This window comes from Streptomyces viridosporus T7A (assembly GCF_008704515.1).
Classification (GTDB): domain Bacteria; phylum Actinomycetota; class Actinomycetes; order Streptomycetales; family Streptomycetaceae; genus Streptomyces; species Streptomyces viridosporus.
In genome coordinates this window covers 2276218-2290118 of sequence record NZ_CP023700.1, presented here as the reverse complement: position 1 = coordinate 2290118, position 13901 = coordinate 2276218, and the positions used below count along the sequence as shown (strand labels likewise).

Below are 13901 nucleotides of genomic sequence, written 5' to 3'. Positions count from 1 at the left end.
CGGGCCGGCGTACCAACGAGGAGATCGGTTCGTGACGATCCGCGTAGGCATCAACGGCTTTGGCCGCATCGGTCGCAACTACTTCCGCGCTCTGCTGGAGCAGGGTGCGGACATCGAGATCGTGGCTGTCAACGACCTGGGTGACACCGCGACCACCGCCCACCTGCTGAAGTACGACACCATCCTCGGCCGTCTCAAGCAGGAGGTCTCGCACACCGAGGACACCATCACCGTCGGCGACAAGACGATCAAGGTGCTCTCCGAGCGCAACCCCGCCGACATCCCGTGGGGCGAGCTGGGCGTCGACATCGTCATCGAGTCGACCGGCATCTTCACGAAGAAGGAAGACGCCGAGAAGCACATCACCGGCGGCGCCAAGAAGGTCATCATCTCCGCCCCGGCGAAGAACGAAGACGTCACCATCGTCATGGGCGTCAACCAGGATCAGTACGACCCGGCGAACCACCACGTCATCTCCAACGCCTCCTGCACCACCAACTGCGTGGCGCCGATGGCGAAGGTGCTCGACGAGAACTTCGGCATCGTCAAGGGTCTGATGACGACGGTGCACGCGTACACGAACGACCAGCGCATCCTGGACTTCCCGCACAAGGACCTGCGCCGCGCGCGTGCCGCCGCCGAGAACATCATCCCGACCACCACGGGCGCCGCGAAGGCCACCGCCCTGGTGCTGCCGCAGCTCAAGGGCAAGCTGGACGGCATCGCGATGCGCGTGCCGGTTCCCACCGGCTCGGTCACCGACCTGGTCGTCGAGCTCGGCCGCGAGGTCACCAAGGAAGAGGTCAACGCCGCCTTCCAGAAGGCCGCCGAGGGCGAGCTCAAGGGCCTCCTCGAGTACACCGAGGACGCGATCGTCTCCTCCGACATCGTCAACGCCCCGGCGTCCTGCACCTTCGACTCGTCCCTGACCATGGTCCAGGACGGCAAGAACGTGAAGGTCATCGGCTGGTACGACAACGAGTGGGGCTACTCCAACCGTCTCGTCGACCTGACGGTCTTCGTGGGCAACCAGCTCTGACCGTGGAGCGGGCAGCCTGATATGAGTGCAGGGCTCGGCCGGTGCGGCGACGCGCCGTCCGAGCCCTGACGCGCGTATCGGAACGGTTGTCCTCTTTCGATCACGAGCGATCACGAGTGAACACGAGCTCTACCCAGGGAGCCCTCATGAAGACGATCGACGAACTCCTCTCCGAAGGGGTCGCGGGCAGGCGGGTCTTCGTCCGCGCCGACCTCAACGTGCCGCTGGACGGCACCACCATCACCGACGACGGCCGCATCCGCGCCGTGCTGCCCACCGTCGAGGCACTCGCCGCGGCGGGCGCCCGCGTGGTCGTCGCCTCGCACCTGGGCCGCCCCAAGGGCGCCCCGGACCCCGCCTTCTCCCTCGCCCCGGCCGCCGCGCGCCTCGGTGAACTCCTCGGCGCCGACGTGGCCTTCGCGACGGACACCGTCGGCGAGTCCGCCACGTCCACCGTGGCCGGCCTCACCGACGGGCAGGTCGCCGTCATCGAGAACCTGCGCTTCAACGCCGGTGAGACCAGCAAGGACGACGCCGAGCGCGGCGCCTTCGCCGACCGGCTCGCCGCCCTCGCCGACGTCTACGTCGGCGACGGCTTCGGCGCGGTGCACCGCAAGCACGCCTCGGTCTTCGACCTCCCGGCCCGCCTGCCGCACTACGCCGGCCACCTGATCGCCACCGAGGTCGGCGTCCTGAAGAAGCTCACCGAGGACGTCAAGCGGCCCTACGTCGTCGCCCTCGGCGGCGCCAAGGTCTCCGACAAGCTCGCCGTCATCGACGAACTGCTCGACAAGGCCGACCGGCTCCTCATCGGCGGCGGCATGGCCTACACCTTCCTCAAGGCCAAGGGCTACGAGGTCGGCAAGTCCCTGCTGCAGGAGGACCAGCTCCCCGCCGTCCGCGAGTACCTGGAGCGCGCCGAGAAGAGCGGTGTCGAGCTGGTCCTGCCGGTCGACACGCTGGTCTCCGGGGAGTTCCCGGACCTGAAGACCAAGGCGCCGGCCCACCCCGCCACCGTCGCCGCGGACGCCATCCCGGCCGACCAGGAGGGCCTGGACATCGGTCCCGAGACCCGCAAGCTGTACGCCTCGAAGCTCGCCGACGCGGCCACCGTCTTCTGGAACGGCCCCATGGGCGTCTTCGAGCACCCCGACTACGCCGAGGGCACCAAGGCGGTCGCCCAGGCCCTCACCGACTCCCGGGGCTTCACCGTGGTCGGCGGCGGCGACTCCGCCGCGGCCGTCCGTACCCTGGGCTTCGACGAGCAGGCATTCGGCCACATCTCGACCGGAGGCGGCGCCTCCCTCGAATACCTCGAGGGCAAGACGCTCCCCGGCCTCGCCGCACTGGAGGACTGACCCTCAATGAGCACCCGTACGCCGCTGATGGCGGGCAACTGGAAGATGAACCTCAACCACCTCGAGGCCATCGCCCACGTCCAGAAGCTCGCCTTCGCCCTGGCCGACAAGGACTACGAGGACGTCGAGGTCGCCGTCCTGCCGCCCTTCACCGACCTGCGCTCCGTGCAGACCCTCGTCGAAGGCGACAAGCTGAAGATCAAGTACGGCGCCCAGGACATCTCGGCGCACGACGGCGGTGCCTACACCGGCGAGATCTCCGGCCCCATGCTGGCCAAGCTGAAGTGCACCTACGTCGCGATCGGCCACTCCGAGCGCCGCCAGTACCACGGCGAGACCGACGAGCAGGTGAACGCCAAGGTCAAGGCCGCCTACAAGCACGGCATCACCCCCATCCTCTGCGTCGGCGAGGAGCTGGAGGTCCGCGAGGCGGGCCACCACGTCCCCCACACCCTCGCCCAGGTCGAGGGCGGTCTGAAGGACCTCCCGGCCGAGCAGGCCGAGTCGATCGTGATCGCCTACGAGCCCGTCTGGGCCATCGGCACCGGCAAGGTCTGCGGCGCCGGGGACGCCCAGGAGGTCTGCGCCGCCATCCGCGGCAAGATCGCCGAGCTGTACTCGCAGGAGCTGGCCGACAAGGTCCGCATCCAGTACGGCGGCTCGGTCAAGTCCGGCAACGTCGCCGAGATCATGGCGCAGGCCGACATCGACGGCGCGCTGGTCGGCGGTGCCTCGCTGGACGCGGACGAGTTCGTCAAGATCGTCCGCTTCCGCGACCAGTGAGTATGCGCTAGCGGCGATCCGTCGTACCCTTGCGGGGTCCGGCCCTGTGCTGGGCCCCGTGTCGTCCGTCCGAATCCGAGGAAGTTGGTCCAGCCGTGGTTTTGGGGTTCTCGATCGCCCTGATCGTCTTCAGCCTGCTGCTGATGCTGCTGGTGCTGATGCACAAGGGGAAGGGCGGCGGTCTCTCCGACATGTTCGGTGGTGGCATGCAGTCCTCCGTCGGCGGCTCCTCGGTCGCCGAGCGCAACCTCGACCGGATCACCGTCGTGGTCGGTCTGCTCTGGTTCGCGTGCATCGTGGTGCTGGGCATCATGATGAAGGTGAACAACTGACCCGAGGGGACGTTGCGCGCCCCTTCCCTGCGGCGCTCCCCACGTAAGGCCCCATGTCCGGTACGTGCGGCACGGCGCGTCCTATCATGGGGCCTGCGTCTGGACGTGGGGGTGGTAACTCCGGACACTGGACGCGCGTTGGGCCTTACGTAGACTGAGGCGCTCGCAGCGGAGCGGCACGCCGACTCGCTTCGCGGCACCATCACGCAGGGAGTTACGACCGTGGCAAGTGGCAACGCGATCCGGGGGAGCCGGGTCGGGGCGGGGCCGATGGGTGAGGCCGAGCGTGGCGAGTCCGCGCCGCGGCTGCGCATCTCCTTCTGGTGCTCCAACGGGCACGAGACACAGCCGAGCTTCGCGAGCGACGCGCAGGTGCCCGAAACCTGGGACTGCCCCCGCTGCGGATTCCCGGCCGGGCAGGACCGCGACAACCCCCCGGACCCGCCGCGCACCGAGCCCTACAAGACGCACCTCGCCTATGTGCGGGAGCGGCGCAGTGACGCGGACGGCGAGGCGATCCTCGCCGAGGCGCTCGCCAAACTGCGGGGCGAGATCTAGCGTTCCAGGACCGGCCGGGCACCCACGGGGGGCCTGGCCGAAGCCGTTTCCTTGCACGCCGTGGCCGACACGCGCGAACACCCGCGGGCCGGCCGCTGATACCGGTGAGCCGATCGGACGTACCTGTTGTTGCGTCGGCCGACGGCGTCACGACAGCTCATGTCCACCGCTGATCAATTAGGTTGGAAGCGCAGCGGGGCAGGTACGCAGCACAGGCAGCAAGGAAGAAGGCTGAAGTCCGAGATGAACGCAGACAGCCGTACCAGGCTCAACCAGACGCCCGAGTGGAGCGCGCTGGCCAAGCACCGTGAGGAGCTCGGCGGGACGAGCCTGCGCGAACTGTTCGCCGCCGATCCCGGTCGCGGCACCGCGTACACCCTCCGGGTCGGTGACCTGTACGTCGACTACTCCAAGCACCTGGTCACCGACGAGACGCTCGCGCTGCTGCGGGAGCTGGCGGAGGCCACCGGGGTGTTCGCGCTGCGGGACGCGATGTTCCGCGGCGAGCGGATCAACACCACCGAGGACCGGGCGGTGCTGCACACCGCGCTGCGGGCGCCGCGGGAGGCGGTGGTCGAGGTCGACGGGCAGAACGTGGTGCCGGCCGTGCACGCGGTGCTGGACCAGATGGCCGCCTTCGCCGACCGGGTCCGCTCCGGGCGGTGGACCGGGCACACCGGCAGGCGGATCCGCAACGTGGTCAACGTCGGCATCGGCGGCTCCGACCTGGGCCCCGCGATGGCGTACGAGGCGCTGCGCGCCTACACCGACCGCGCGCTGACCTTCCGGTTCGTGTCCAACGTGGACGGCGCCGACCTGCACGAGGCCGTCCGCGACCTGGACCCGGCGGAGACGCTGTTCGTCATCGCCTCCAAGACCTTCACCACCGTCGAGACGGTCACCAACGCCACCGCGGCGCGCGCCTGGCTGCTGGCGGCGCTGGGGGACGAGGCGGCGGTGGCGAAGCACTTCGTGGCGCTGTCCACCAACGCGGAGGAGGTCGCCGGGTTCGGCATCGACCCGGCGAACATGTTCGAGTTCTGGGACTGGGTCGGCGGGCGCTACTCCTACGACTCGGCGATCGGCCTGTCGCTGATGATCGCCATCGGTCCGGAGCGGTTCCGGGAGATGCTGGCGGGGTTCCGGATCGTCGACGAGCACTTCCGGACCGCGCCGGCCGAGGCCAACGTCCCGCTGCTGCTGGGGCTGCTGGGCATCTGGTACAACAACTTCCTCGGCGCGCAGTCGCACGCGGTGCTGCCGTACTCGCACTACCTGGCGAGGTTCACCGCGTACCTGCAGCAGCTGGACATGGAGTCCAACGGCAAGTCGGTGGACCGCCGGGGGCGGGCGGTGCAGTGGCAGACGGGTCCGGTGGTGTGGGGCACGCCGGGGACCAACGGGCAGCACGCCTACTACCAGTTGATCCATCAGGGCACGAAGCTGGTTCCGGCGGACTTCATCGGTTTCGCCGAGCCGGTGGCCGAGTTGAGCGGGGGGCTGAGGGCCCAGCACGATCTGCTGATGGCCAACTTCTTCGCCCAGACGCAGGCGCTGGCGTTCGGCAGGACGCCGGAGGAGGTGCGGGCGGAGGGGGTGCCGGAGGAGCTGGTGCCGCACAAGACGTTCCGGGGCAACCATCCCACGACCACGATCCTGGCGCGTGCGCTGACGCCGTCGGTGCTCGGCCAGCTGGTGGCCCTCTACGAGCACAAGGTGTTCGTGCAGGGCGCGGTCTGGGACATCGACTCCTTCGACCAGTGGGGGGTGGAGCTGGGCAAGGTGCTCGCCCGGCGCGTCGAGCCCGCCCTCACCGACGGCACCCCGGTCCCCGGCCTCGACGCCTCCACCCAGGCCCTCGTCAGCACCTACCGGGAGCTGCGCGGCCGGCAGTGAGGCACGGCGCGGGAGGCGGACGGCACAGCGCCGTCCGCCTCCCGTACAATCCCCGGCGATCATGGAAGCGAGCGCTCGGGGGAGCACCAGGTGGCACGCGCACGAGGAAGCTGGACGGACGGCACGCTGACGGCCCGGTCCTTTCTGAAGCCCCACACGGTCGCCCGGGCGGTGTTCCACCCCGCGTGGATACCGGACTCGCTCGATCCGACCGTGGAGCGCCTCAAGCGCTTCCGGGTCGTCGCCGGAGCGGTCGCCTCGCTCGGCGTCTACACCTTCGTCGAGGGCGGCTTCGCCCTCACGGAGCTGCTGGAGAACGCGCTGACCGCGTCGGCGGTGCTGCTGTTCCTCACCCCGCTGACGGTCGGCGTGATGCTCTTGGTCTGGCGGAGCACCGGTACCGTGCGGCAGCTCCGGGTGCCGCTGCTCAACTCCCTCAAGCTGCTCCTGCTGTTCGTCGGCAGCGTCGTCGGCCTGGCGTTGCTGGTGCAGACGACCAGCACCTCGGGCGGCATCCTGCTGTCCCTGGTCGGCGGCCTGGCGATGATGTGGCTTCTCGTCTTCGTGGTCGCCGGAGCCGTGCGGGTCTCCGGCAACCTCTTCGGGGCGGCCGCCGTGCACCGCTCCCTGCCGGCGCTGCTCGCCGCGGTCACCAGCTGGCTGATGGCGGTCCCGGACCTGGTCACCGGTGATCTGCACGGGCTCAGCCTGACCCTGGGCGTCGTCTTCATCCTGGGCGCGCCCGTCACCGTCACGGCCATCGCCCTGCTGGAGACGGGCCGGCTGAAGCGGCGCTACGGCATCCGGCTGCGCGCGCACCCGGCGAGCCTCCCGCCCCTGCCGGGCCCCGTCCCGACGGGACTGCCGCACGTACCGCCGCAGGGCAACCCCTACGGCCACCCGCACGTCCCCCACCCGCAGCACCCGTACGCGCCCCACCCGCAGCACCCGCACGCCCCGTATCCGCGGCACCCGTACGGGCCGGGCCCGCAGGGCCCGTACGCGCCCGGGGGGAGCGGCCACCCGTACGCCCCGCGGCCGCCGTACCCCCCGCGGCGCCCCCGGGGCCCCTACGGCGGCTGACCCCGCCGGGAGTTCAGGCGACCGCGCTCAGCGTGTCCGCGAGGCGGCGGCGGGCCGCCCGTGCGGCCGGGAGGGCGGCGAGAGCGGCGGCGCCCAGCACGGCGGCCGCCCCGAGCAGCAGCAGGAGCACGGGGGAGGGCCCCTGGGCGATGCCGGCGCCGATGCCGCTCGACCTGCCCTGGGCGTCGATCAGCCAGTGCGCCAGCGGCAGCCCCAGGACGGTGGCCACGAGCACGGCCGCCAGCGCGGTGCCGGAGATGGCCGTGACCGTGATCGCGGTGATCTGCCGGGGGGAGAGGCCGATGGCCTTGAGCGCCAGCAGGTCCCGCTCGCCCTCGCGGACCGTGCCGCCGATCGCCGTCAGCAGCTCGATCAGCCCGATCAGGGCGAGGACCACGATCAGCCCGAGCACCACCGCCCGCAGCGGGGACAGCCCGTCGGCCGGGTTGGCCACCGTGTGCACGTCGAGGTGGCCGCGCCCGGCCTCGGTCAGCCGGTCGGCCACCGCCTCCGGGTCGGCACCGGGGGCCAGACGGAGGTGGTGGAGGGTCGGCCGGAGGTCCGGGTCGTTGGCGCGGAGGGTGTCGAGCGAGGTGGAGATGACCCGGCCTGCGTTCTCCGGTTCGATGCTGCGGCCGACGATGTGCAGGATCTGCGGCCGGTCGCCGACGGTCACCCGCACCCAGTCGCCGACCCGGACGTGCAGCAGATCGAGCAGCCCCTGCCCGGCCACCGCCTCGTCCGGGCCCCGCGCGGCCCGGCCCTCGGCCAGGGTGAACGGGTACGGCTCCCGGTGGGTGCCGAGACCGCGCAGGGCGATGGTGGCCGTCTGCCCGGGCACCAGGGCGGCCACCTCCACGCCCGGGTAGGCGGCGGCGACCTGCGGATCGCGCTCCAGCAGGGCGCGGACCTCCCGCTCGCCGGGACCCGCGTCGGCGCGGACGCTGAGCGCGGTCGGCAGCCCCACCCGCTCGGGGGTGCTGTGGAAGCGGTCCAGGGTGGTCCACGCGCTCATCGCCACCACGATCAGCACCAGCGGCAGCGCCAGCCGGGCCACCGCGCCCAGGGAGCGCGGGCGGCGGGTGAACGCCCGGTGCCAGCCGAGCACCAGCGCCGGCGGCACCCGTGCTCCCAGCGCCCGCCGCGCCACGCCCGTCAGCCGGCCGGCCGGGGGAGCCGACGGCCGCGGCACCGGCACCGGCGGCACCCGGCCGGCCCGCCAGGCGGCGAGCCCGGTGGTCGCGCCGATGAACAGCACCGCCCCCACCGGCACCGCGAACAGCGCGGCGGTGTGCCCGGGCAGCCCCTGCCACACGCCGACCGCGTCGCCGAGCCGCCCCGGTACCGCGCTGCCCAGCGCCTCGGTGAGCACGGCGGCGGCCACGGCGCCCAGCAGGGCGTAGACCAGGTGCTGGACCAGGAAGACGCGGACGACCTGGCCCGGTGTGAAGCCGATCGCCTTGAGGACGGAGATGTCCCGCAGGTGCCCCCGGATCCGGGTGCCGATCGCCCCGTGCACGGCGAACCCGGCGGCGATCAGCGCGCCCAGCCCGAACAGGCCCAGCACCTGGCCGAGCAGCCGGTTGTCGCCCTGGGCCTCGGCACGCGCCTGCTGCCAGGTGGTGACCTCGCCGATCGCCCCGGCGCCCAGCACGGTCACCGCCCGCTGCACGGCGTACCCGGTGTCGCCGGGGTCGGTCAGCCGGAGCCCGACCACCTGTCCGCCCGGGTCCGTCACGGCCGACGGCAGGGCCCACACCAGGCCCGGCCGCTCACCGGGCCGGTAGCGGGGCTCGGCGCTGTCGGCGACGCCGACGACGGTCAGCTTCCGCGCGGTGCCGGACACGGTGAGCGTGTCACCGGGTGCCGCCAGCAGCGCACCGGCCAGACGGCTCTCCAGGACCACGCCGTCGGGGACGGCCGGGTCCAGCCAGTGCCCGGAGGTGACCAGCGGGCGGCCCACCTCGGGGCGCTCGACGGTGCCGCGCAGCTCGACCGAGGCGCGGCTGCCGCGCGAGGCGAGGGTGACCGGGGCGGTGGGGTGGGGGCCGTCGACGGACTCCACACCGTCCAGGTCGGCCAGCTTCCCGGCGTCGGCGGCGGCGGTGGTGTGCAGCGTCACGTGCGCGCCGTGCGCCTGCGCGAAGACGCGCTGCCAGGGGTTGGTCGCGTACCCGAACAGGGCCGTGGCCAGCAGCAGGCACGCGACGATGCCCGCGGTGGCGAGGACCAGGAACAGCGCCTCGCCGCGGTGCGTGCGCAGATCGGAGTGCGCCCAGCGCAGGGTCGCCCGCACCGGCCTCAGTCCCCCGGCGCGCAGTGGTCGTACCAGGCCCGCATGTCAGTCCTTCAGCTCCAGGACCCCGGATATGCCCTTGCCGCGCGGCGGCACGCCGTCGAGCTCCACGTCGTCGGCGATCCGCCCGTCGAAGAAGCTGATCACCCGGTCCGCGGCGCTCGCCAGCCGGGCGTCGTGGGTGACCAGCAGGATCGTCTGGCCCCGCCGGTGGAAGCGGGACAGCAGCCGCATCACCTCGCGGGTGCCCCTGCTGTCCAGGCTGCCCGCGGGCTCGTCGGCCAGCAGCAGCGGCGGGTGGTTGACCAGCGCCCGGGCCAGCGCGACCCGCTGCTGCTCACCGCCGGACAGCTCGCCCGGCATGCTCCGCTCCTTGCCCCGGAGCCCCAGCTCGGCCAGCAGCTCCTCGCGCTCGGCGCGGGCCTTCCTCGGCGACACCCCGGCGAGCAGGGCGGGCAGTTCCACGTTGTCGGCGACCGACAGGTCGGAGACGAGGTTGAAGAACTGGAAGACGATCCCGATCCGCCTGCGGCGCTCCACCGCCCAGCGCGCCTCGCCGTAGCCGTCGGTGCACTCGCCGTCCAGCCAGATGCTGCCCGCGTCCGGCCGCTGCAGTCCGCCGAGCAGATGCAGCAGCGTCGACTTGCCCGCGCCGGACGGACCGGTGATCGCGACGAATTCGCCGCGCGCCACACTCAGATCGACCCCGCGCACGGCGTGCGCCGGGGCGCCCTCGCCGTGGTGCGTCTTGACCAGGCCTTCGGCACGCAGCACGGGAGCGGTGCTCTCGCTCACTGAAGCCCCTCCAGCTCTTCCTGGCACCGCTCCAGCCAGTCGAGGTCGGCCTGCAGGTGCAGCATCGCGCCTTCGATCAGCAGATGGGCGATGCGGTTGTCCCGGTCTTCGGCGGCGGCCAGCTTCGACAACTGCCGCATGGTGTTGAGGTACTGGCGCCGCTGCCGGTTGATCAGGGCGATCTGGTCGGCGAGACCGGTCTGCGGGGCCAGGGCCAGCTTCATGAAGAACTCGTCCCGCACCCGAGGCTCGTCCGCCGTCTCCTCGTACCAGGCGTGCAGCGCCTCCCGCCCGGCGTCGGTGAGGTGGTAGACCTTCTTGTTGGGCCGACTCGACTGCTCGACGTCCTCGCCCTCGATCAGCCCCGATTTCTCGAGGCGGCCGAGGGTGACGTAGATCTGGCCGACGTTCGGCTGAGGGTACGCGGAGCCCAGCAGTTGCTCAAGACCCTGCTTGAGCTCGTAGCCGTGGGCCGGGCCGCGCGCGAGCAGGGCCAGGAGGGGCAGCCGCACTCGTGCTCTCCTCCTCGCATCCCGAGTTGTGTGCCGCGGGCCCTAGTATCGCGCATACCTAACGGGTATACATGGCCTCTGACTCCCGGACAAGGGTGCCCGGGTGACGGTGTACAGGGAGGAACCTATGCGGTGGGTCCGTGCCGCGGGTAGGGGCCTCCTCGTCCTGGTCGTGGTCCTGACCGGTTACGTCGCCTCCGGAGCGCAGGCCGGGGGGGCCGGCGCGGACGGCCGCGGCCCGCTCACCCTGGCCACCGCCGGCGACCTCACCGGCTACCTCGGCTCCGTCCTCGAGGGCTGGAACCGCACCCATCCCGGGGAGAAGGTCACCCTCGTCGAGCTGCCCGACTCGGCCGACGAGACCCGCGCGCAGATGATCACCGACCTGCGCGGCGGCGAGCGCGGCCGGTTCGACGTGCTCAACATCGACGTCAGCTGGACCTCGGAGTTCGCCGCCGCCGGCTGGATCCGCCCGCTGCCCCGTGAGCGCTTCCCGCTCGGCACCTTCCTGCCACGGGTGGTGGACACGGCGACCTACGACGGCCGGCTCTACGCCGTCCCCTACGTCACCAACGCCGGACTGCTCCTGTACCGCAAGGACGTCCTGGCCGAGGAGGGCGTCGAGCCGCCGCGCAGCTGGGCCGAGCTGGAGCGGATCGCGAGGACCGTCGCCCCGGAGCACGGCCTCGACGGCTACGCGGGCCAGTTCCTGCCCTACGAGGGCCTGACCGTCAACGCGGCCGAGGCCGTCTACTCGGCCGGCGGCACCATCCTCGGCGACGAGGGCGAGCGCGTCACCGTGGACTCCCGGGCGGCCAGGGAGGGCATCGGCTTCCTGGCGCGCGGGGTCCGCGAGGGCTGGATCCCGCAGGAGGCGCTGACGTACAAGGAGGAGGAGTCCAAGCAGGCCTTCCAGAACGGCCGGCTGCTCTTCCTGCGCAACTGGCCCTACGCCTACGTCGCCGCCTCCGCCCCGGGCTCCGAGGTCGCGGGCAAGGTGGGCGCCGTGCCGCTGCCGGGGCCGGACGGTCCGGGGACGAGCGTCCTCGGCGGCTCCAACCTGGCCGTCAGCAGCCACGCCCGGCACCCCGACTCCGCGGCGCGCCTGATCGCGTACCTCACCGGCGAGCGGGTCCAGCGCCAGGTCCTCACGCGCGGCGCGCTGCCGCCGGTGCGGGCCGCGCTGTACGACGACCCCGAACTGGTCCGGCGGTTCCCCTACCTGCCGACCCTGCGCGAGAGCGTGCTCGCCGCCGCCCCGCGCCCCAAGAGCCCGCACTACGACCAGGTGAGCCTGGTCGTGCAGGCCGTCGTGCACGACGCGATGACCGGGCAGCAGACGCCCGAGGCCGCGGTGCGCCGACTGGCGACCGAACTCGCCGCCGTCTCCTCCCGCTAGACCCTCCTAGTTACTTGTTAGGTAACGCCGACATCTCATTCGGCGTCGATTCGTCCGGATATGAGTCCCTTTCACCCTGGCAACTCCCGGGCAGCTTCCGCGCATTCGTTGACACCTTCTCGACACGCCTACTTAACATGCATGCATAACCGCCGGCCCGGAGTCCCGGGCGGCCTCCGCACGCACAGACAGGTCGACGGGGTGAGTCTCCAGCACATCGACACCCACCACTGGTGGCGCGACGCAGTGATCTACCAGGTGTACGTCCGCAGCTTCCTGGACAGCACCGGTGACGGCATCGGCGATCTCGCCGGGGTCAGGGCGGGTCTGCCGTACCTGAGGAAGCTCGGCGTGGACGGGATCTGGCTGAGCCCCTTCTACCCCTCGCCGCAGCACGACCACGGCTACGACGTGGCCGACTACACGGACGTCGACCCGGTCTTCGGCGACCTCGCCGAGTTCGACCTGCTGGTGGACGCCGCCCGGCGGCTCGGCATCAAGGTGCTGCTGGACATCGTCCCCAACCACTGCTCCAGCGAGCACCCCTGGTTCCGCGCGGCGCTCGCCGCGGCCCCCGGCAGCCCGGAGCGCGCCCGCTTCCACTTCGCCGACGGCCGCGGACCCGACGGCGCCGAACCGCCCAACAACTGGCACGCCATGTTCGGCGGCCCCGCCTGGACCCGCCTCACCGAGCCGGACGGCCGGCCCGGCCAGTGGTACCTGCACATGTTCACGCCCGAACAGCCGGACTGGAACTGGCGCAACCCGGAGGTCGCCGCCGAGTTCGACCGCATCCTGCGCTTCTGGCTGGACCGGGGCGTCGACGGCTTCCGCATCGACGTCGCCGCCGGCCTGTTCAAGCACCCCGAACTGCCCGACTCGCCCGACCCGGAGGCCGACGCCCGCACCCGCGACTCGGTCAACCCGCTCGCCTGGAACCAGCCCGAGGTGCACGAGGTGTGGCGGCACTGGCGCGCGGTGTGCGAGGAGTACACCGCCCGCGACGGCCGCGAACGCCTCCTGGTCGGCGAGGTCTCCGTCCCCACCGCCCGCGAGCACGCCCAGTACGTCCGCCCGGACGAGCTGCACCAGGCGTTCTTCTTCGACCTGCTCAGCGCCCCCTGGGACGCCGACGCCTTCCGCAAGGTCATCTCCGAGGCCATGGAGGACATCGCAGGCACCGGCTCCACCGTCACCTGGGTCCTCAACAACCACGACCAGGTCCGCACCGTCACCCGCTACGGCGAGCCCACCCCCCAGGGCAGCGGACTCGGCGCCGCCCGCGCCCGCGCCGCCGCGCTGCTGATGCTGGCGCTGCCCGGCGCCGCGTACATCTACCAGGGCGAGGAACTGGGCCTGCCGGAGGTCGTCGACCTGCCCGACGACGTGCTCACCGACCCGATCTTCCGCCGCACCGGCAGCCGCGCCCGGATCCGCGACGGCTGCCGGGTGCCGCTGCCCTGGTCCGGCCAGGCCTCGCCGTTCGGCTTCACCCCCGGCGCCGAGAGCGCCGAGCCGTGGCTGCCCCAGCCCGAGTACTTCGCCGAGTACGCCACCGACCGCGCCCTCGCCGACACCCGGTCCTTCTGGCACCTGTACCGGGACGGTCTGCAACTGCGCTCCGCGCTCCCGCAGTTGGGCGAGGGCACCCTGCGCTGGCTGGACACCGAGCCCGGTGTGCTCGCCTTCGTCCGCGGCGACGGCCTCGTGTGCGCCGTCAACTTCGGCACCGCCCCCGCACCCGCCCCGGTCCCCGGCACCCCGCTGCTCGCCAGCGGCCCCTGCCCGCCCGGGATGCTCCCCGGCTCCACCGCCGCCTGGTGGATCGACGGTTCCTGAACCCCGGCAAC

General features: G+C 72.1%; 12 protein-coding genes. 9 read left to right on the top strand and 3 right to left on the bottom strand.

Annotation, left to right across the window (positions count from 1 at the left end):
- The first annotated feature begins 31 nt into the window (after positions 1–31).
- The 7 genes from gap (at position 32) to CP969_RS10760 (ending at position 7049) form a co-directional block, all read left to right on the top strand.
- On the top strand, positions 32–1039 hold the full coding sequence (gap, locus tag CP969_RS10790; RefSeq protein WP_004989557.1) for a type I glyceraldehyde-3-phosphate dehydrogenase: 1008 nt from the start codon (positions 32–34) through the stop codon (positions 1037–1039).
- Between the two features lie 146 nt (positions 1040–1185).
- On the top strand, positions 1186–2397 hold the full coding sequence (locus CP969_RS10785) for a phosphoglycerate kinase (protein WP_004989560.1): 1212 nt from the start codon (positions 1186–1188) through the stop codon (positions 2395–2397).
- A 6-nt stretch (positions 2398–2403) separates the two neighbouring features.
- Positions 2404–3180 (top strand): triose-phosphate isomerase, encoded by a 777-nt coding sequence (gene tpiA / locus CP969_RS10780; RefSeq protein ID WP_004989562.1) that lies wholly within the window; start codon positions 2404–2406, stop codon positions 3178–3180.
- Between the two features lie 95 nt (positions 3181–3275).
- Positions 3276–3512, top strand: a complete 237-nt coding sequence (gene secG / locus CP969_RS10775) for a preprotein translocase subunit SecG (protein ID WP_208026456.1) — start codon at positions 3276–3278, stop codon at positions 3510–3512.
- Positions 3513–3734: 222 nt separating this feature from the next.
- The gene (locus tag CP969_RS10770) at positions 3735–4070 is read left to right on the top strand and encodes an RNA polymerase-binding protein RbpA (RefSeq protein WP_003976875.1); all 336 of its coding nucleotides are present in this window, start codon (positions 3735–3737) and stop codon (positions 4068–4070) included.
- Positions 4071–4313: 243 nt separating this feature from the next.
- Positions 4314–5966 carry a glucose-6-phosphate isomerase gene (gene pgi / locus CP969_RS10765; RefSeq protein ID WP_150474915.1) on the top strand — a complete coding sequence of 551 codons (1653 nt, stop codon included), beginning with the start codon at positions 4314–4316 and terminating at the stop codon, positions 5964–5966.
- 90 nt (positions 5967–6056) lie between these two features.
- Positions 6057–7049 (top strand): hypothetical protein, encoded by a 993-nt coding sequence (locus tag CP969_RS10760; protein ID WP_016826781.1) that lies wholly within the window; start codon positions 6057–6059, stop codon positions 7047–7049.
- 13 nt (positions 7050–7062) lie between these two features.
- Here the strand turns inward: CP969_RS10760 and CP969_RS10755 are convergent, their stop codons facing one another.
- The 3 genes from CP969_RS10755 to CP969_RS10745 are packed head-to-tail and all read right to left on the bottom strand — an operon-like array spanning position 7063 to position 10652.
- Positions 7063–9345: an FtsX-like permease family protein gene (locus CP969_RS10755; RefSeq protein WP_150474914.1), complete on the bottom strand. Its 2283-nt coding sequence runs from the start codon at positions 9343–9345 to the stop codon at positions 7063–7065.
- 45 nt (positions 9346–9390) lie between these two features.
- Positions 9391–10140, bottom strand: a complete 750-nt coding sequence (locus CP969_RS10750) for an ABC transporter ATP-binding protein (RefSeq protein WP_016826782.1) — start codon at positions 10138–10140, stop codon at positions 9391–9393.
- A complete protein-coding gene (locus CP969_RS10745; protein WP_004989573.1) occupies positions 10137–10652 on the bottom strand; it encodes a PadR family transcriptional regulator in 516 nt (171 codons plus the stop codon). Before CP969_RS10745 ends, CP969_RS10750 begins: the two co-directional genes overlap by 4 nt.
- Positions 10653–10779: 127 nt before the next feature.
- Between CP969_RS10745 and CP969_RS10740 the strand changes: the two genes are divergently transcribed.
- On the top strand, positions 10780–12051 hold the full coding sequence (locus tag CP969_RS10740; protein ID WP_016826783.1) for an ABC transporter substrate-binding protein: 1272 nt from the start codon (positions 10780–10782) through the stop codon (positions 12049–12051).
- Positions 12052–12267: 216 nt separating this feature from the next.
- Complete coding sequence (locus CP969_RS10735) at positions 12268–13890, top strand: glycoside hydrolase family 13 protein (protein ID WP_026085282.1); 1623 nt, start codon at positions 12268–12270, stop codon at positions 13888–13890.
- The last annotated feature ends 11 nt before the right edge of the window (positions 13891–13901 follow it).